The following is a 19,399-nucleotide window of genomic DNA, read 5'->3' on the forward strand; positions in this document are numbered from 1 at the left end:
CCTGCGGCTGCCCCGGCAGCATCGGGCGCCCCGATCAGTTCCGCCCGCGCCGCCATCAATGCTGCGCTGGAAGCGGCCCGCGCCGCCTCGAAAGGCCGTCCGGGCAGCGCGCCGTCGGCGCCATCGTCGGCGCCCAAGCCGGCGGCTCCGGCACCGGCCGCCGTAGTCGCTACGCCAGCTCCGGCAGCGCCCGTCCAGGCAGCACCGCCGCCACCGGCCGCCGCGCAAGCGCCGGCGCCGTGGGACGATGCGCCGCCCGTGGCCGTCATGGAAGCTCCGGCGCCCGTGCAGCCGGCGCGTCCCGCCGCGCCGCCGCCACAGCAGCAAGCAGATGACGACTTGCCGCCGTGGGTCACCGAATTTTCCGACGACAGCGCCTCGGCCGCCGTGGCCGCGCCCGCCGCGCAGAGCAGCGAGCAGCCGGCCGTCGTCATGCCGCAGCGTGCCGCCAAGCAAGCCGCGCCCAGCGGGCCGTATGTGATCACGCCCGTGCCGGGCCTGGACTGGGACGGCAACTGGCCGGCCGTGGCTGCCGTGCTGCCCTTGCGCGGCGTGGCCCAGCAGCTGGCCGTGCAGGCCGAGCTGATCGAATGCCTGCACGACGGCCACAGCACCACGTTCCGCCTGCGCGTGCCGATCGACACGTGGCGCAGCCCGGCCAACGTGGAAAAACTGGCGGCCGCGCTGAGCGAACGCTTCGGCTGCAAGGTGAACGTCGATACGGAACTGGGCGCCGTCTGGTACACGGCCAGCGCGGAAGCGCAGGCCCACCGCGAGGCGTGCCAGCTTGCCGCGGAGGCAACCATCGCCAGCGATCCCTTCGTGCTCGACATGAAGCGTGCATTCGACGCTTTTGTTGTGCCGGGAACGATTACCCCTGCACCGGCCGGCTCCGCCGCGCCGACCCTGCATTGATGATTAACACACTCACAAACTGAATTAACGGAGCATTCTCATGATGAAAAATCAACTGGCTGGCCTGATGAAGCAGGCGCAAGCAATGCAAGACAACATGAAAAAGGCCCAGGAACAACTGGCGCTGGTGGAAGTGGAAGGCAAGTCCGGCGCCGGCCTCGTGAAAATCGTCATGACGTGCAAGAACGACGTCAAGCGCGTCTCCATCGACCCGTCCTTGCTGGCCGACGACAAGGACATGCTGGAAGACCTGGTGGCTGCCGCCTTCAACGACGCCGTGCGCAAGGCGGAAGCGACGTCCGCGGAAAAAATGGCAGGCTTGACCGGCGGCATGAACTTGCCAGCCGGCTTCAAAATGCCATTCTGATGCAACACCGCATGCGCTCGATCTGTGGCACGGGGCAAGGTTGATCCATGTCCAAGTCGCTTGAATTCTTGACCGAGGCGCTGCGGCGCCTGCCCGGCGTCGGCCCCAAGTCGGCGCAGCGGATGGCGTTTCATTTGTTGCAGCACGATAGGGAAGGCGCGGCCATGCTGTCGCGCGCCCTGTTCCAGGCCGTCGATGCCGTGCATCACTGCGGCCTGTGCAATACCTTTACCGAACATGAAGTGTGCGAGACCTGTCTCGACGAAGAGCGCGACAAGCGCTTGCTGTGCGTGGTGGAAACGCCCGCCGACCAGCTGATGATCGAGCAGACGCTCACCTACAAGGGCCTGTATTTCGTCCTCATGGGGCGGCTGTCTCCGCTGGACGGCATCGGCCCGAAAGATATCCACCTGGAAAAATTGCTGAACCGCGCCAACGATGGCGTGGTGAGTGAAGTGGTGCTGGCCACCAACTTCACGAATGAAGGCGAAGCGACGGCCCATTACATCAGCGAAATGCTGAAGGCGCGGGGCTTACGCGTGAGCCGTTTGGCCCGCGGCGTGCCCGTGGGCGGCGAACTGGAATACGTCGACGCGGGCACGATTGCCCGCGCGATGCTCGACCGCAGGGCAACCTGAGTACAACATGACAGACGTTTCCGCATCTTCCGGCCCCCTCCAAGGAATCAAAGTCCTGGAACTGGGCACCCTGATCGCGGGGCCGTTCTGCGCCCGCATGCTGGCCGAATTCGGCGCCGACGTGATCAAGATCGAGTCGCCCGATGGCGGCGACCCCATCCGTACCTGGCGCGTGCTGAAGGATGGCACGTCCCTGTGGTGGTCGGTGCAGGCGCGCAACAAGAAAAGTCTGACCTTGAACCTGAAGACGCCGGAAGGCCGGGCCATCGCGCGCCAGCTGGCCCTGGAAGCGGACATCATCATCGAGAACTACCGTCCCGGCGTGCTGGAAAAGTGGGACCTCGGCTACGAACAGCTGAAAAAGGAAAAGCCGTCCCTGATCATGGTGCGCCTGTCCGGCTTTGGCCAGACGGGACCGATGAAGGATTTGCCCGGTTTCGGCGCCATCGGCGAATCGATGGGCGGCTTGCGCTATGTGTCCGGCTTTGCCGACCGTCCGCCCGTGCGGGTCGGCGTGTCGATCGGCGACTCGGTGGCCGCCCTGCATGGCGTGATCGGCGCCATGATGGCGCTGCGCCACCGCGACGTGACGGGCGGGCGGGACGGCGGGGAAGGGCAGATGGTCGACGTGGCCCTGTACGAATCCGTGTTCAACCTGATGGAGTCGCTGGTGCCCGAATACGACCAGGCGGGCGTCGTGCGCGAGCGCACGGGCGGCTCCCTGCCCGGCATCGTGCCCTCGAATACCTACACGACGGGCGATGGCGAAAATATCGTCATCGCGGGCAACGGTGACGCCATCTTCAAGCGCTTGATGCTGGCCATGGGCCGCATCGACATGGCGGGCGACCCGCAGCTGGCGCGCAACGACGGCAGGGTGGCGCGCACGCAGGAGATCGACGACGCCATCGGCGCCTGGTGCGCCACGCACACGATAGCCAGCGCCTTGGCCGTCTTGACGGCGGCCGATGTACCGGCCGGGAAGATTTACTCCGTGCGCGACATGCTGAGCGATCCGCAATTTCTCGCCCGCGACATGTTCGAACAACACCATTTCGCCGACGGCACGCCCGTCAAACTGCCCGCCATCAGCCCGAAGCTGTCCGCCACGCCGGGCAAGACGCAATGGCTGGGACCGGCCCTGGGCCAGCACAACGACGAGGTGCTGGCGTCGCTCGGCTATGACGCCGCCGCCATCGCGCGGCTCAAGACCGATGGCGTGGTGTAGGTCGGGTAGGTCGGATTAGCGGCGTAGCCGCGTAATCCGACACCACCACGCCACGTTACCGACACCACCAGCCAAGCCAACAATGTTGTCGGCTTACGCGCTTCGCGCTAAGCCGACCTACGCAACTCACTGATACCTGTCATGCATCGATTTTTCCGTACCGCGCTTGTCCTGGCATCCAGCACTATCCTCCTCTCCGCCTGCGCCAGCTTCCCCCACGACGCGCCGATCGCCGGCCTGCGCCTGATCGGCGAACAGCGCATCGCCTTGAAACAGTCGTTCGGGGGCACCACGGTGGGCGGCTTGTCCGGCATCGACTACGATGCGGCCAGCAAGAGCTGGGTGATGGAAAGCGATGACCGCTCGGAAATCAATCCGGCCCGTTTCTACCGCGCCAGCCTCAATTACGACAGCGGGAGGTTCTCCGCCGTGACCTTCAACAGCGTGCACTTCTTCACGCAGCCCGATGGCAGCCGCTATCCGAACCTGGCCCATGCAAAACTGGAGCGGGGCGACCAGGTGGCCGATATCGAAACCATCCGCGTCGATCCGCGGGACGGCAGCCTGTGGTACGGCAGCGAAGGCAACCGCAAGGTGGGCTTGCATCCGTTCGTGCGTCATGCGGACCGCGATGGAAAATTCCTCGCGACCTTGCCCACGCCCGCCATGTTCAATGTCTCGAAGGAAGAAATCGGCTCGCGCAATAACATGACGTTTGAAGCGCTGTCGTTTGCCAGCGATGGCAAGAGCTTGTGGCTGGGTATGGAAGCGGCCCTGTACCAGGACGGCCCGCTGGCCACGCCCGATAACGGCTCCGTCGTGCGCATCACGCGCCTGGACCGCGCCGGCAAGGTGCTGGGCCAGTTTGCGTATCCGATCGAGCCGGTGGCGTCGCGGCCCGCGCCGGGGCGCGAGGCGGACAATGGCGTGTCGGAAATCCTCGCCGTGAACGGCCATCAGGTGCTCGTCGTGGAGCGGGCCGGCGTGGCCAACGCGGACGGCCTCTACACGAACCACGTGCGCGTCTACGAAATGGACACGGATGGCGCCACCGATATCCAGGTCATGCCGGCCCTGGCGGGCGCGACTTATGTGCCGGCGCGCAAGCGATTGCTGCTGGACCTGGAAAAAATCGGCCTGGCTAGAATCGACAATATCGAAGGCATCAGCTGGGGCCCGCGCCTGGAGAACGGCCGCCGCAGCCTGGTGATGATTTCCGACGATAATTTCAATCCGCAGCAAGTCACGCAAATCCTTGCCTTCGAAGTGCTCTAGTTTCCAGGCTGGCCAGCTGGCCCGCTTGCCTGGCCAGCATGGCCGTGATCGTGTCGTGCGGCGACGGGCGGCCTAAAAAGTATCCCTGGGCCATGTCGCAGCCGTATTCTTCCAGCATCAGCAGCTGCTCGTCCGTTTCAACGCCCTCGGCCACCACCACCATTTTCAAGCCATGCGCCATGGCGATGATGGCGCGCGTGATGGCCGCGTTTTCCGTGTCCTGCGGCAAGCCGGCGATAAAGCTCTTGTCGATTTTCAACGCCCGCACGTCGAAGCGTTTCAGATAATTCATCGACGAGTATCCCGTGCCGAAGTCGTCGATCGACAGGTAGACGCCGATGCCGCGCAATTGCTCCAAGGTCACCATGGTGGCGCGCGCGTCGTCCATCAGGGTGCCTTCCGTCAATTCCAATTCCAGCAGGCGCGCATCGAGGCCCGTGTCGGCCAGGGCCGAGAGCACGATCTGCATCAGGTTTTCATCCTTGAATTGCTTCGCTGACAGGTTGACGGCCATGCGGATGGCCCGTCCGCCATCGCTTTGCCACGCCTTGGCCTGGTTGCACGCCGTGCGCAGCACCCATTCGCCGATCGGCACGATCAGCCCCGTCTCCTCGGCCAGCGGGATGAATTCCGTGGGCGAAATGATGCCCCGCTCGGGATGGCGCCAGCGGATCAGCGCTTCCACGCCGACGATCTGCGTGCTGGGCACGTCGATCTGCGGCTGGTACAGCAGATACAGTTCGTTGTTCTGCAAGGCCTTGCGCAGGCCCACTTCCATCTTGACGTGGCTCATGATTTCCATCGTCAGCGAGGAACTGTACAGCTTGGCGTTGTTCTTGCCGCAGTTCTTCGCGTGGTACATGGCCGTGTCCGCATATTTCAACAGCGAGTTGCAATCCTCGCCATCTTCCGGATACAGCGAGATGCCGATGCTGGCCGTGACGAAAATCTCGTGCCCCTCGATCATGAAGGGCCGGCGCATGGCTTCCTTGACCCGGTGCGCCACGTTCAGCGCGTCCTCCACCTTCTCCAGGTCGGGGATCAGAATCGTGAATTCGTCACCGCCCAGGCGCGCCAGGTTGCTGCCGCCGGAGGATGCCTCGAACTCGTGTTCGGCGCGCAGCACCAGGTCGCTGGGGCGGATGGTTTCGCGCAGGCGCTCGGACACCACCTTGAGCAGATGGTCGCCCACGTCGTGGCCCAGGGTGTCGTTGATGCGCTTGAAGGCGTCCAGGTCCATGAACAGCACGGCGAATTTCTTGTCGTGTTCCTTCGAGCGCAGCAGTTCCCGTTCCAGGGTTTCCAGGAAGGCCTGGCGGTTGGGGATGCCCGTCAGGCTGTCGCAATAGGCGAGGCGGCGGATCTGCTCTTCCGTGCGCTTGCGCTCGCTGATGTCGCGTACCAGGCCCAGCACCTCGTCGGCTCCCGTCGCCACCAGGCGCGCCTCGAAGTGGCGCGTGCTGTCCTCGTGCGTGAGCGTGTAGTCGACCGAGCCGATGTGCTGCGTGGCCAGCACGGCGTGCGCCTTGTCGAGCAGACGCGCGGCGATTTCGGGCGGCAGCACGTCGCGGATATGGCTGCCCACGCAGTCGCTGATGGAAAAGCCGGCGCTGGCGTCGTGACCCTGTTCGTAGTCGAGATAAAAGCCTTCTCGGTTGAGGCGGAAGAAGGTGTCGGGGATGGCGGCCAGCACGGCGCGGTTGTGCGCGTCGGCGATGCGCAGGCGGGCGATGGCGTCGCTGGCGCGCAGCACGTACAGCACGCGGTGCCCCAGGATGGGCCAGTTGATGGGCTTGGAAATGAAGTCGGTGGCGCCCACCTCGTAGGCGCGCGTGACGGCTTCCAGTTCGTCGCCGCCCGTCACCATGATGATGGGTACCGTGCCGCCCACTTCCTGGTGGCGGATTTCGCGGCAGACGGCAAAGCCGTCCATGGCCGGCATGTCGACGTCGAGCATGACCAGGTCCGGCCCGCTGTGCTTGTAGCTGGCCAGCGCCTGCACGCCGTCTTCGGCCTCGATCACGTCCAGGCCCACCTGCGTGAGCATCTGCCGCATCAGCAAGCGCATCACGGGATCGTCGTCGGCCACCAGCACCAGGCCGCGGGGAGGGGAGAGGGGCGCTGTCATGTCAGTGTTCCTTCATGAGGATGGCGTTCAGCGATTCGCGTACGGCCAGGAAGGCTTGCTGCATCTGCTGCAGCAGGGCAGCCGCGCCCTCGGTGCTGCCGGCGCGGCCCAGTTTTTCCATCTCCTTGCACAGCTGCGCCAGGCCATCGGCGCCCACGTTCGCGCTGCCCGATTTGAGGCTGTGCGCCACCTTGCGCAGCGCTTCCGCATCCGCGCCGGCGATCGCCTCGCGCATGGCCGTCAACTGGCGCGGCGTTTCGCCGACAAAGGCCTGGATGACGCGTTCGAGCAGCGCATCGCCGTCGGCGTGCGACAGGGCGCGGATGTTTTCCAGCGCTTGCCGGTTCAGCGGCTGGACCGATGCCGTGGCGGCGGAGGGCGGCGTCACTTCGGGCGGCGGCCCGGGCGGCGCTTCTTGCGGCGTCTGCGGCTCCTGCGCTTCGCTGTGGTGCACGGTGGCCGCGCGCGGCAGGGTGATCCAGCGCGCGATCGTGTGGCCCAGGTCCAGCTGCGTGAACGGTTTGCTCAGGTAATCGTCCATGCCGGCCGCCAGGCATGCTTCGCGGTCGCCCTGCAGGGCATTGGCCGTGATGGCGACGATGGGCAGCACGCGCGCGTGGCCGCACTGCTGTTCGTGGCGGCGGATTTCTGCCGTGGCGGCAAAGCCGTCCATCACGGGCATCTGGCAATCCATCAGGATCAGATCGAAATCCTCGGCCTGCGCCGCCTGCAGGGCTTCTTCGCCGTTGCGCGCGCAGACCACGTCCAGGCCCAGGCTGTCGAGCATGGCCAGCGCCACTTCCACGTTGACGGGATTATCCTCGGCCAGCAGCACGCGGCGGCGCTGGCGCCGGCCCACCTGCCGTGCCGCGTGCGGCGGATGGACACGCATGCCCTCGCTGGCGCGCGGCGGCGTGACGATGCAGTCGAACAGATCGCATTCGCGGGCCGGCTTGATCAGCTGGAAGGCCACGCCCGCCTCGCGCCGCTGCACGGGATCGGCCGCCGCCTGTTCCGTGCTCAGCAGCAGTAATTTGAGGTCGGCCAGCAGCGGGTCGCTCTTGATGGTGGCGGCCAGGGCCAGGCCGCTGGTGCGCGGCAATTCCATGTCGAGCAGGGCCACGCCATACGGCGTGCCCGCCTGCGCGGCCGCGCGCAGCTTGGCCAGGCAGTCGCTGGCCGTGCCGGCGCTGTCGCTGACGATGCGCCAGCTGGCCAGTTGCCGCTCCAGCACGGCGCGCGTGGCGGGTGTGTGGTCGACGATCAAGGCGCGTAACCCTCGCGTGGTTTTCAGGTTGAAGGACGGGTCGTCGCTGTCGACGCGCCGCTTATCGAAATTTACTTCGAACCAGAAGATCGATCCTTGCGTTAAAGCATTATTAACGCCGATAGTGCCGCCCATCAGCTCCACCAGCTGTTTCGAGATCGTCAATCCCAGGCCCGTGCCGCCGTGCTTGCGCGTGGTCGAGCCGTCCGCCTGCGAGAACGATTCGAAGATGCGCGTCTGCGCTTCGCTCGACACGCCGATGCCCGTGTCGTGCACCTCGAAGCGCAAGCCCACGCTGGGCGCGTCTTCGCTGCACACGGTCACTTTCACGGTGACCTTGCCCGTTTCCGTGAACTTGATGGCATTGCCCAGCAGATTGACGATGATCTGGCGCAAACGGTTCGGATCGCCGCAGATGGCGATGGGAATGTCGTAGGCGATATCGAATTCCAGGCTGATATTCTTCGCTTCCGCCTGCGGCGCGAACACGTGTTCTATGTCGTCGAGCAATTCGCGGAAATTGAACCGGATGTATTCCACGCTCAGCTTGCCCGCCTCGATCTTGGAGAAATCGAGGATGTCGTTGATGATCACCAGCAAATTCTGCCCCGAGCGCTGGACCATGCTCGTGTAGTGGCGCTGCTGCGGGCTCAACGGACTGGCCAGCAGCAATTCCGTCATGCCCAGCACGCCATTCATGGGCGTGCGGATTTCATGGCTCATGGTGGCGAGGAAGGAACTCTTCGCCTGGCTGGCCGCCTCGGCCGCATCCTTGGCCTTTTCCAGCTGCGCCGTGCGCACGCCCACCTGGCGCTCGAGCTGGTCGCGGTAATTGGCCAGGGTGCTGTCGCGGCTGTCGATCTGCGCCAGCATGTCGTTGAAGCTGTCGATCAGCACGCCCAGCTCGTCGCTGCGCTGGTGCGCGATGCGGTGGCTGTAGGTCTGGCTGCTCGACACTTTTTGCGCCGTATCGATCAGCTTGGTGATCGGTTCGGCGATCACGCTCTTGAAGCGCCGCGCGAGGAATACGGCGATCAGGAAGGACAGCACGGTGGCGCCGCCGATGGCGCCCACGTGGCGGCCGATGTCGCGCCACATGTGGTTCAGGTCCGCCTCGATCAGCACGGCGCCGATGATCTGCTGCGGTTCGCCTGGCCGGTAGACGGGGCGGTACAAGCGCATGGCGGGCGCCAGGGTGGTGCCCGAGCCTTGCGTGACGGGCTGCACGGCCATGTCGGCCAGCAGGGCCGGGTCCATGTCTTCCGGCGCCGCCAGGCCGTCCGCATGCTGCGGCGCGCGGTACAGGGCAAACAGCCGGCCGCCCCGGTCGAACAGCGCAGCCTGGGCCACCTCGTCGCGCGCCGACAGTGCCGCCAGCACCTGTTCCGCCTGCGCCTGCGCCGGCTTACCCAACAGCATGGGCGCCGCGCTGGCCGCGCCGATCACGCCCGCCAGGGACAGCAATTGCCGGCCTTCATCGTTCTTGTGGTTGAGTACGGAAGTCAGCGCAAACGCCACGAACACCAGCAGCAGCGCGCAGCCTGACGACAATACCGAAATCATGGTCAGCTTCTGGCTGATGCTGGAGCGTTGGAAATTGAACATGAATTCGCTGCTTCCCCGGTCGCCCGTTGACTGTTATTTAATTCCTATTGGAAAAATATAGACGCGAAGACACATCCTGATATTGATGTGGGTCTAAGGGAGGAGAGGGGAGGGGAACTTATACGAGATGAAACAACGGAGGGCAGCACGTAGGTCGGATTAGCGCGGCAAAGCCGCGCGTAATCCGACAGCATCACCGGCCAACGATATTGTCGGATTACGCGCTTGCGCGCTAATCCGACCTACACAACTGACCCCGGTATTTGCTTTTGGGGATGCAATTAAACCCCTGAAAGGCCGGGGTCAGACCCAGGAGGGGGAATGTGTACCAATGGGGGCACATTCCGATCCCGAAGGGACTGACCATACTATTAACAACAACCTCCACGTTTGCCGGCCCCGCCGTAGCGGGCTTCCTGCCGTTCGCGGAAGAACTCTTCATACGTCATCATCGGCTCGCCGGGATGGGTCACTTCCCGGTGCGCCACGTAGGTGTCGTACTCGGGCAAGCCGCACATGAGCCGCATGCTTTGCCCCAGATACCGTCCTGCCTTGATGATTTCGTCGATCATCATTGCACCGTGGGCATGGCCTGGAACGGCGTTTCCTTGGTGCTCGGACGGCTGTCGGCGCGCGCCTTCAGGATGGTGCGGATGCCGAAGAACAGCACGCTGATCACGACGATGACGAAGAAGGCGGCCAGGCCGGCGTCCAGGTAATCGTTGAAGATGATCTGCTGCATCTGCGCCACGGACTTGGCCGGCGCCAGCAGGGTGCCTTCGTCGAGGGCCGCCGAGTATTTCTTCGCATGCGCGAGGAAACCGACGCGCGGATTGGCGTCGAAAATCTTTTGCCAGCCCGCCGTCAGGGTGCACAGCAGCAGCCAGATGGTCGGCGTGATCGTGACCCATGCGTACTGGCCACGTTTCATCTTGAACAGCACGCAGGTGCCGAGGATCAGCGCGATGGCCGCCAGCATCTGGTTGGCGATGCCGAACAGCGGCCACAGGGTGTTGATGCCGCCCAATGGATCGACCACGCCCTGGTACAGGAAGTAGCCCCAGGCCGCCACGCACAGGCCCGTGGCCAGCAGGTTGGCGATGACGTTTTCCGTCTGTTTCAGCGCTGGCACGAAGCTGCCCAGCAAGTCCTGCAGCATGAAGCGGCCCGCACGCGTGCCCGCATCGACGGCCGTCAGGATGAACAGCGCTTCGAACAGGATGGCGAAGTGGTACCAGAAGGCCATCATGGCCTTGCCGCCGATGGCGCCGGACAGGATCTGCGCCATGCCGACGGCCAGGGTCGGCGCACCGCCCGCGCGCGAGATGATGCTGTGTTCGCCAACGTCCTTGGCGGTCTGCGTCAGCATCTCCGGCGTGACATAGAAGCCCCATTGCGAGATCGCCTGCGCGGCCGATTCCGCCGTGGTGCCGATCAGGGCGGCCGGGCTGTTCATGGCGAAATAGATGCCCGGCTCGATGGTCGAGGCGGCCACCAGGGCCATGATGGCCACGAACGATTCCATCAGCATGGCGCCGTAGCCGATGAAGCGGGCGTGGCTTTCGTTTTCAATCATCTTCGGCGTGGTGCCCGAGGAAATCAGCGCGTGGAAGCCGGAAACGGCGCCGCAGGCGATCGTGATGAAGAGGAAGGGGAACAGATTGCCCGACCAGACGGGGCCGGAGCCGTCGATGAACTTGGTCATGGCCGGCATTTTCAGGTACGGCGCGACGACGATGATGCCGATGGCCAGGCCCAGGATCGTGCCGATCTTCAGGAAAGTCGACAGGTAGTCGCGCGGCGCCAGCAGCAGCCACACGGGCAGGACGGAAGCGATGAAGCCGTAGCCGATCAGCATCCACGTCAATTCCGTGCCCGTGAACGTGAACATCGGGCCGAGAACGGCATGTTCCTGCACGTACTGGCCGCCGATGATGGCCAGCATCAGCAGCACAAAGCCGATGATGGAGATTTCGCCGATGCGGCCCACGCGGATGAAGCGCGAATACACGCCCATGAACAGGGCGATGGGAATCGTCGCCATCACGGTGAAGCTGCCCCAAGGCGAGCCCGTCAGCGCCTTGACGACGATCAATGCCAGCACGGCCAAAATGATGACCATGATCATGAAGCAGCCAAGCAAGGCAATCATGCCGGGGATTTCGCCCAGTTCAGCCTTGATCAGGTCGCCCAGCGAGCGGCCGTCGCGGCGCATGGAAATGAACAGCACGATGAAATCCTGCACGGCGCCCGCGAACACCACGCCCGCCAGAATCCACAGCATGCCGGGCAGATAGCCCATCTGCGCGGCCAGCACGGGGCCGACCAGGGGGCCGGCGCCGGCAATCGCCGCGAAATGGTGGCCGAACAGCACATATTTGTTGGTCGGCACGTGGTCCAGGCCATCGTTGTGCTTGAACGCGGGCGTCATGCGGCGCGCGTCCAGGCCCAGCACCTTGTCGGCGATGAACAGGCTGTAGAAACGGTAGGCGATCAGGTAGACGCAGACGGCGGCGATGACGATCCAGATCGCGCTGATCGGTTCGCCACGTTGCAGGGCGACAACGCCCAGGGACCCGGCGCCTGCCAGCGCAAGCGCTGCCCAGCCGAGCTGTTTGAAAATGCGGTTCATGCTTCCTCCAGAGATGTGACGGGCGCTGTGCCGTGCGATGATGTGTGCTGCCGAGCCTGGTCGTTGCCAGTTTGGTATGAATTGGTGTATCTGCAGCTTATGGCGAGTATTCAGGAATCGTATAATTGCCGCAAGCGCAGCACTACGCAGTAACGCTCAGTATTACTACGCAGACCGATCGCCGCGCCGCGACGTAAAATCACGCCTTCCCATCCGTAAAGACGCCGCCGGAGCGCCAGGCCATGAAACTCAGACAGAAAGTCATCTTCCTGGCCATCACGCCGCTCATCCTCGCTCTGTGCGCCATCGCATTTGCCGTGCGGCACCAGGCGATCACCCTGGCCGAGCAGCAGCGCGCCACCATCCAGCAAGCCTACCTGGCCAGCAAGGAAGCCGAACTCAAGCATTACGTGACCCTGGCCAGCCATTCCATCGCCTCCTTATATGGCTCGGGCCGCAAGGATGCCGCCACGCAAGAGGCGGCCAAGCGCATCCTGTCCGCCCTCAGCTATGGGGACGATGGCTATTTCTTCATCTACGATTTGCAGGGCAAGTCGCTGATGCATCCGCGCCAGCCTGAGCTGGTGGGGCAGAATCTGTGGGAGTTGCGCGACGCCGAAGGCAACCTGACCATCCAGCGCCTGATGCAGCGGGCGAAGAGCGGCGGCGGTTTCGAGCGCTACAACTGGATCAAGCCGTCGACGAACAAGTCCGCGCCCAAGCTCGGCTATGTGATCCTGATGCCGGAATGGGGCTGGATGATGGGTACCGGCATCTACATGGATGACGTGGACCAGGCGCTGGCCAAGGTCGACGCCCAGCAGTCGCGCAATATCCGCTCGACCATGGAATTGATCGCCGCCATCGCCATCCTCGGCTCCCTGCTGGTGGCCGCTTGCGGCCTCGTGCTGAACCTGCGCGAACTGCGCGTGGCCGATGCCAAGCTGAAAGTGCTGGCGCAGCGCGTGGTCGAATCGCAGGAGGAGGAGCGGGCGCGGCTGTCGCGTGACTTGCATGACGGCATCAGCCAGTGGCTGGTGTCGATCAAGCTGCAGATCGAGGCGGGCATCGCGCGCCTGGCCGGAAATGCCGAGCAGAAAGACAAGGCGCCGGCCACCTTCGAGCGGGCCGCCGAGCAGCTGAACAAGGTGCTGGGCGAGGTGCGGCGCATTTCGCACAACCTGCGCCCGGCCATCCTCGACGACCTGGGCCTGGCCGCCGCGCTCGACCACCTGGTGCATGAATTCAATGACAGCAGCAGCGCGCAAGCCAGTTTCACGGCCAGCCCGGCCGCGGCGGGCGAGGGCTTGCCCGACATGGTGAATACCGTGCTGTTCCGCATCGCCCAGGAAGCGCTGACCAATTGCGAGCGCCACGCCCATGCCCGCGGCGTGGAAGTGAGCTTGCGCGAGACGGGCAAGGCGATGGAATTGCGCATCGGCGACAATGGCGGCGGCTTCGATTTCGACGGCATCGCCCTGCACCCGCAGCGCGGCATCGGCCTGCGCAACATGACGGAACGCATGGAAGCCATCGGCGGCAGCCTGCACATCACCTCGTCTCCGGCCGGCACCGTGGTGCTGGCGCGGCTCGCCCTTCCATCCACACACTTATAGATACGCAACCATGACCGAGAAAATCAACATCCTGCTGGTGGACGACCACCCCCTCGTGCGCGACGGCTTGCGCGCGCGCCTGGAAGCGGTTGCGCATTTCGACGTGGTGGCCGAGGCGGGCGGCGCCGATGAAGCGCTGGCCCAGGCGCGCGCGCACCAGGTGGACCTCGTGTTGATGGATATCAATATGCGTGGCACGAACGGCATCGAAGCGACGGCGCTGTTCAAGCAGGCGTTTCCGCAGATCGCCGTGCTGATCCTGTCCATGCACGACAAGCTCGAATATGTGTCGCAAGCCATCGCCGCCGGCGCGCGCGGCTACGTGCTCAAAGATGCTCCCGGTAAAGATATTGTGTTTGCCATCGAGACGGTGATGTCCGGCGGCATTTATTACAGCGCCGCGCTGGCGCGGCAACTGTCGCGCCCGCAAGTCCACGATTCCTTCCTCACCACGCGCGAACAGCAGGTGCTGCAGCACATCGCGGCGGGCCAGGCGAACAAGCAGATCGCCCGCGCACTGGACCTGAGCGTGCGCACGGTGGAGACGCACCGGTTGAACATCAAGCGCAAGCTCGGTATCGAAGGCCAGGCCGAACTGATCAAATACGCGGTCGAGCACGCGCAGGGCGGCGGCGCCTGAGAAGGCGCGCGCGGCGCCACGTTCTTGTCAAACCCGCATGACAGGCGGATCTCGCGGGGGAATGTTCTTTTTGAACATTTATTGCCAAAATTAAACTGTTTCGTGGGTGAGATTCGGATAGAATGATTCTCGCTGTCGAAATGGCATCCCTGTCGGGCCAGGGTTGCCAATGCTGGTCAGTTTATTTACTATGGCGCCCTACCCACACTGAGATACCGATGTCAGCGTCTGAATCAAACCTGTTTCCGTTGGTGGGATTACAAGCAGTGGCCAATGCTCATAACGAGTGGGTCGCTGTCACCCTGCATGTACCGCAAGCCTCGACGGCGCCGCTGCTGGCGGCGCTGGCCGCCGCCGATGCGTATGCCTTCCTGGCGCCGCTCGACTGCATCATTCCCCTGGCCGACCCGCATGGCGTGGACGAGGCCGTGCTGGCGCAACTGGCGCCGCAACGCACCATCTTCCGTTTGCCGGCCCATCTTGCCGGCGACAAAGGGCTGCAGAAAAAATGCCGGCAATGGCGCGACGCCGGCTACCGCATCCTGCTCGATGGCGCCGAGGCCGGTCCCGTGACGGCGGCGCAGGTCGATGCGCGCGCGCTGAGCTTTGACGCGGCCGGCGCCCGCCCGGCCCTGCATCAGTTGCTGCCCTTGCCGGGGCCGCACCTGGCCTACAATATCGCCGACGCGGAGCATATTGCCCAATTGCAAGAACTCGGCGTGAGCTGGTTTGCCGGCGATTACGCCCTGCACCATGCGCGCCAGCAAAGCGAGCCGGAAGACGCCACGTCGCGCCGCCGCGTGCTGGCGCTGCTGGGCCTGCTGGCCCGCGATGCCGACGCGCACGAGCTGGAAGTGCCGCTCAAGCAAGATCCATCGCTCAGCTATCATCTATTAAAACTGGTCAATTCCGCCGCCTTCGGTTTCACGGCGCCGATTGCCAGCTTCAGCCAGGCCATCACCCTGCTGGGCCGGCGCCAGCTGCAGCGCTGGCTGCAACTGCTGCTGTATGCGCGCCAGCAAGACGACGGCAAGATCCACGCGCTGCTGCCGCTGGCGGCCGTGCGCGCGGCGCAGATGGAAGCGCTGTGCCAGTTGCGCGGCGGCGACCGCGACGCGCAGGACCTGGCCTTCATGGCGGGCGTGTTTTCCCTGCTCGACGTCCTGCTGGGCATGCCGATGGAAGAGATCATCGCGACCCTGAACTTGGCGCCTGAAGTCAGTACCGCCTTGCTTGAACGCAATGGCGAGCTGGGCACCTTGCTGGCGCTGGTCGACAGCGCCACGCCGCCGCCCGAAGGCTTGCGCCGTGCCGGCATCGATGGAGAAACCTATTGGCGCAGCCTGCTGCAGGCTTACCAGTGGGCCATCCAGGTCAGCCGGAACCTCTAGCATGGCCCTGCTGCCGTTGTCGGATTACCTCGGTGACAGCGCCGCCCTGTGCGACGCCGTCGTGCGTTTGCGCGGCCCCGCGCTGGTGGCCGAGCTGGGGCGTATCGCCAGCGCCGTGATGGCCAGCCCGCATGGCCAGTTCCTGCCCGCGGCCAGCGCCGCTGCCGCCACGTCGGCTGCGCCGTCCGCGCCGTTTCCCCGCGATACTCCCGCTTTGCTGCAGGAAATCAGTTTTGATGGCCATTGTTTCGGCCATTACAGCGTGGCCGGCCGCCCTGTGTATAACGATGCCGACCGCCGCCACCTGGCCAGCCTAGCTTCGCTGACGGCTGGCGTGCTGCAGGTGCATTCGCTGGCGCAACGCTCGACCCATGCCTACGCGCAAGTGGAAGCCTTGCTGGCGCAACAGACGCAAATCCTCGACCAGTTGCACGAATCCGTGCTGACGATGGACTTGACGGGCTACATCACCAGCTGGAACAAGGGCGCCGAGCGCCTGTTCGGCTACACCTCGGTGGAAGCCGTGGGGCGCAACATCCTGTTCCTGTACGACGACGAAGATACGGGTTTCCACGACGCCTTCCTGGAGCAGGGCGGGCGCCTGATGGAGGTGCGCCGCCGAAAGAAGTCGGGCGAGATCTTCTGGGCCAGCCTCTCTTTGTCGCCGCTGCAGGACATAGACGGCAAGCCCATCGGACTCATCGCCTACCTGACGGACATCACGGAACGCAAGCTGGCCGAGGAGCGCTTGCACCACCTGGCGTATTACGATCCGCTGACCAGCCTGCCGAACCGCACCCTGCTGGCCAAGCTGGTCGACCAGGCGCTCAGCGTGGCGCAGCGCAGCAAGATGCTCGGCTGCGTGCTGTTCATCGACCTGAACCGTTTTAAGCTGATCAACGACACCCTGGGCCGGCGCATCGGAGACGAACTGCTGCGGCAAGTGTCCTTGCGTTTCCGCCAGGCATTGCGCGACCAGGACCTGGTGGCGCGCCTGGGCGGCGACGAGTTCGCCGTCGGCCTGTTCGACATCGGCCAGCACTTCGAGGCCAGCATGGTGGCGCAAAAGCTGCTGGCCTCGCTGGTGGAACCGTTCCTGATCGAGGGCCACGACCTGCGCGTGGGCGCCAGCATCGGCATCAGCGTGTATCCGCAGGACGGGCAGGATGCGGAAACCCTGCTGCGCCTGGCCGACATCGCCATGTACCGCGCCAAGCAGGACAGCGGCGGCGAAGCGGAAAGCGTGGCCTTCTACAGCCAGGACATGAACCTGGGCATGCAGGCACGCATGCGCCTGGAAACAGGCTTGCGCCAGGCATTATCTGAACAGCAACTGTTGCTGCACTACCAGCCAAAGTATGCGCTGGGCAGCGGCCGCATCATCGGCGCCGAAGCGCTGGTGCGCTGGCACCACCCGCAGCACGGCATGATCCCGCCCGCCGAATTCATCCCCCTGGCCGAATCGACGGGCCTGGTGGTGCAGGTGGGCGAATGGGTCTTGGAAGCGGCCTGTGCCCAGGCACAGGCGTGGAAACAGGCGGGCCTGCCGCCGATCCGCCTGGCCGTCAACGTTTCCGCGCGCGAATTCACGGCAGCCTTGCCCGCACGGGTGGCGGCGACCCTGGCCCGCTACGGCCTGGAAGCGGCCTGGCTGGAACTGGAAATCACGGAAAGCACCTTGATGCACAACATCGAGAGGGTCATCGGCATCATGGACCGCATCACGGCCTTGGGCGTGGCCCTGTCGCTGGACGACTTCGGCACCGGCTACTCCAGCTTGTCCTACCTCAAGCGCTTCCCCATCGACACCCTGAAAATCGACAGGTCCTTCACCACCGGCATCCCGACCGACGCCAGCGACTGCGCCATCGCCAGCACCATCATCAGCATCGCCCAGCAGCTGCACCACAAGGTGATAGCGGAAGGCGTGGAAACGGCCGAGCAGCTGGCCTTCCTGAAGAGTTCAGGCTGCGACGAAGTGCAGGGCTATCTGTTCTCGCGCCCGTTGCCGGCGGGGGAGTTCGAGACGGCGCTGCGGGAAAACTGGGGCCTGTAGGGCGTCTGCCCCAGTCCTTGCCGTTGGGGGAGTAAGGCCACGACAGTACTAGCCATTGGTAAGCCAGTGACCTTTATGTATAATGCTGCCATCTGGAAGCGTGGCCGAGTGGTTGAAGGCACCAGTCTTGAAAACTGGCGACGGGTTAAACTGTTCGTGAGTTCGAATCTCACCGCTTCCGCCAATTATATTCAAGGTTGCCATAACGTATCGCACGCTATAGCGCATAAAATCCTTGAAAATCAATGAGTTAAGTGGATTTTAGCCAATCTGAATCGCAGATTTGGCTACCGTCACACTCCCTGTCGCACATTTTCACGTAGGTTCATTTGTAGGTATGATGCGGTTTTCTCATCTACCGTACCTACAGGAACCGCGCCATGGCGATCAATACCCTTACCGACAACGATTGCCGCAAGGCTCTTCCCAACAACGGGAAGCTGCGCAAGCTGTTTGACGGTCATGGTCTATTCCTGGCTGTTTTGCCCAGCGGGGGCAAGGTCTGGCGCGTGGCGTATCGCAATGCTGACGGTAAGCAGCAAACTGCGGTGATCGGCCCGTATCCGCTCATTGGCTTGAAAGAGGCACGCGAACGACGCGATGCGATCCGCTTGAAGCTACTCGACGGGGAAGATCTCAAGCCAAAGCTTAAGGTGAAACCATCGATCACGTTCGATCTTGCAATTGCAGAATACTGGGCCGGCCGAACCGACATCAGTGAGGGTTACAAAGCCAATGCACTCAGGGGCCTAGCAATGCATTTGTCGCCGAAACTTGGGGGCATGCTGCTGCGCGATATCACGCGGGACAGTCTGATGGATGCCTTGAGGCCCATGGATGCGGCGGGCCTGTCCGTCTATGTTCGACGCGTGCGAATGTGGGCCAGTCAGGTGCTTGACTGGGGCGTTCAGCACGGACACTGCGACGAGAACCCGGCATCATCGATCAATGCGAAGGTTGCGTTTTCCAGAAAGCCCCGTGAGGGTTTTGCGGCGTTAGCCATATCCGAGGTGCATCCATTCCTGGAACGCCTCGCGCTGGAGGATGAAATTCAGTCTGTGCTGGCCTGCAAGCTGCTGGCACTCACATGGACCCGCACGGACGAGCTGCGCCGCATGACGTGGGCAGAAGTCGAAGGTGATATCTGGCGCATACCTGGCAAGCGGATGAAGAAGAACCGCGAGCATCTTGTACCGCTGTCGACGCAAGCCCAGGCGCTGCTGAAAGAAATGAAACTGCGCTCGCGCGGGAGCGCCTACGTGTTTCCGAATGATCGAACAGGCAACCGGCCCATGAGCGAAAATTCGATCCTGTACCTCATCCACCGGATCGGGTACAAGGGCCGCATGACGGGGCACGGTTGGCGCAAGGTGGGGTCCACCTGGGCGAACGAGCACGAATTCAATACCGACCATATCGAGATGCAGCTCGCGCACAAGGACGGCGGGGTACGTGGCGTCTATAATTCGGCGGAGTACCTGAAGCAGCGCAGGGCGATGCTCCAGGCATTTGCCGAATGGCTGTTTAGCGTAAAAGCGCATGCTTGACCTAATGCGTTACGCCAAATGATGATCTGCAGCTTTCGCTCTAGATTGTATAAAAACGCAAAACACGAACTATTCAAGGTCAGGGTAATCTTTC

General features: G+C 63.8%; 13 protein-coding genes, 1 tRNA gene and 1 pseudogene. 11 read left to right on the forward strand and 4 right to left on the reverse strand.

Going from position 1 to position 19,399, the window contains the following annotated elements:
- The 5 genes and pseudogenes from AC0V2Y_RS00620 to AC0V2Y_RS00640 form a co-directional block, all read left to right on the forward strand.
- Positions 1-915 (forward strand): annotated as a pseudogene (locus AC0V2Y_RS00620) (DNA polymerase III subunit gamma/tau); the annotation flags it as partial.
- A 40-nt stretch (positions 916-955) separates the two neighbouring features.
- Entirely contained in the window at positions 956-1,282 is a 327-nt protein-coding gene (locus tag AC0V2Y_RS00625) for a YbaB/EbfC family nucleoid-associated protein (RefSeq protein ID WP_475414099.1), read from the forward strand.
- A gap of 47 nt (positions 1,283-1,329) precedes the next feature.
- The gene (gene recR, locus AC0V2Y_RS00630; RefSeq protein ID WP_070291397.1) at positions 1,330-1,920 is read left to right on the forward strand and encodes a recombination mediator RecR; all 591 of its coding nucleotides are present in this window, start codon (positions 1,330-1,332) and stop codon (positions 1,918-1,920) included.
- A gap of 7 nt (positions 1,921-1,927) precedes the next feature.
- Entirely contained in the window at positions 1,928-3,148 is a 1,221-nt protein-coding gene (locus tag AC0V2Y_RS00635) for a CaiB/BaiF CoA transferase family protein (protein ID WP_475414100.1), read from the forward strand.
- Positions 3,149-3,289: 141 nt separating this feature from the next.
- Entirely contained in the window at positions 3,290-4,423 is a 1,134-nt protein-coding gene (locus tag AC0V2Y_RS00640) for an esterase-like activity of phytase family protein (protein ID WP_475414101.1), read from the forward strand.
- Here AC0V2Y_RS00640 and AC0V2Y_RS00645 read toward each other — a convergent pair.
- From AC0V2Y_RS00645 to AC0V2Y_RS00660, 4 genes are all read right to left on the reverse strand, one after another.
- A complete protein-coding gene (locus tag AC0V2Y_RS00645; protein WP_475414102.1) occupies positions 4,392-6,551 on the reverse strand; it encodes a putative bifunctional diguanylate cyclase/phosphodiesterase in 2,160 nt (719 codons plus the stop codon). The genes AC0V2Y_RS00640 and AC0V2Y_RS00645 overlap by 32 nt on opposite strands.
- A gap of 1 nt (position 6,552) precedes the next feature.
- Entirely contained in the window at positions 6,553-9,423 is a 2,871-nt protein-coding gene (locus tag AC0V2Y_RS00650) for a hybrid sensor histidine kinase/response regulator (protein ID WP_475414103.1), read from the reverse strand.
- A 371-nt stretch (positions 9,424-9,794) separates the two neighbouring features.
- On the reverse strand, positions 9,795-9,995 hold the full coding sequence (locus AC0V2Y_RS00655; protein WP_010396213.1) for a YbdD/YjiX family protein: 201 nt from the start codon (positions 9,993-9,995) through the stop codon (positions 9,795-9,797).
- A complete protein-coding gene (locus tag AC0V2Y_RS00660) occupies positions 9,995-12,055 on the reverse strand; it encodes a carbon starvation CstA family protein (RefSeq protein ID WP_475414104.1) in 2,061 nt (686 codons plus the stop codon). Before AC0V2Y_RS00660 ends, AC0V2Y_RS00655 begins: the two co-directional genes overlap by 1 nt.
- A gap of 242 nt (positions 12,056-12,297) precedes the next feature.
- On the opposite strand from AC0V2Y_RS00660, the gene AC0V2Y_RS00665 reads away from it, so the two are divergent.
- The 6 genes from AC0V2Y_RS00665 (at position 12,298) to AC0V2Y_RS00690 (ending at position 19,305) form a co-directional block, all read left to right on the forward strand.
- Complete coding sequence (locus AC0V2Y_RS00665; RefSeq protein ID WP_475414105.1) at positions 12,298-13,671, forward strand: cache domain-containing protein; 1,374 nt, start codon at positions 12,298-12,300, stop codon at positions 13,669-13,671.
- Positions 13,672-13,681: 10 nt separating this feature from the next.
- On the forward strand, positions 13,682-14,311 hold the full coding sequence (locus AC0V2Y_RS00670; RefSeq protein ID WP_475414106.1) for a response regulator transcription factor: 630 nt from the start codon (positions 13,682-13,684) through the stop codon (positions 14,309-14,311).
- Positions 14,312-14,577: 266 nt separating this feature from the next.
- Positions 14,578-15,702 carry an EAL and HDOD domain-containing protein gene (locus tag AC0V2Y_RS00675; protein ID WP_475414107.1) on the forward strand — a complete coding sequence of 375 codons (1,125 nt, stop codon included), beginning with the start codon at positions 14,578-14,580 and terminating at the stop codon, positions 15,700-15,702.
- Between the two features lies 1 nt (position 15,703).
- Positions 15,704-17,758, forward strand: a complete 2,055-nt coding sequence (locus AC0V2Y_RS00680) for a putative bifunctional diguanylate cyclase/phosphodiesterase (RefSeq protein ID WP_475414108.1) — start codon at positions 15,704-15,706, stop codon at positions 17,756-17,758.
- A 94-nt stretch (positions 17,759-17,852) separates the two neighbouring features.
- Positions 17,853-17,942 (forward strand) — tRNA-Ser (locus AC0V2Y_RS00685).
- 196 nt (positions 17,943-18,138) lie between these two features.
- Positions 18,139-19,305, forward strand: coding sequence for a tyrosine-type recombinase/integrase (locus AC0V2Y_RS00690; protein ID WP_475414109.1), 1,167 nt, complete (start codon positions 18,139-18,141; stop codon positions 19,303-19,305).
- Positions 19,306-19,399 lie beyond the last annotated feature (94 nt).

Source organism: Janthinobacterium sp. BHSEK (assembly GCF_056174685.1).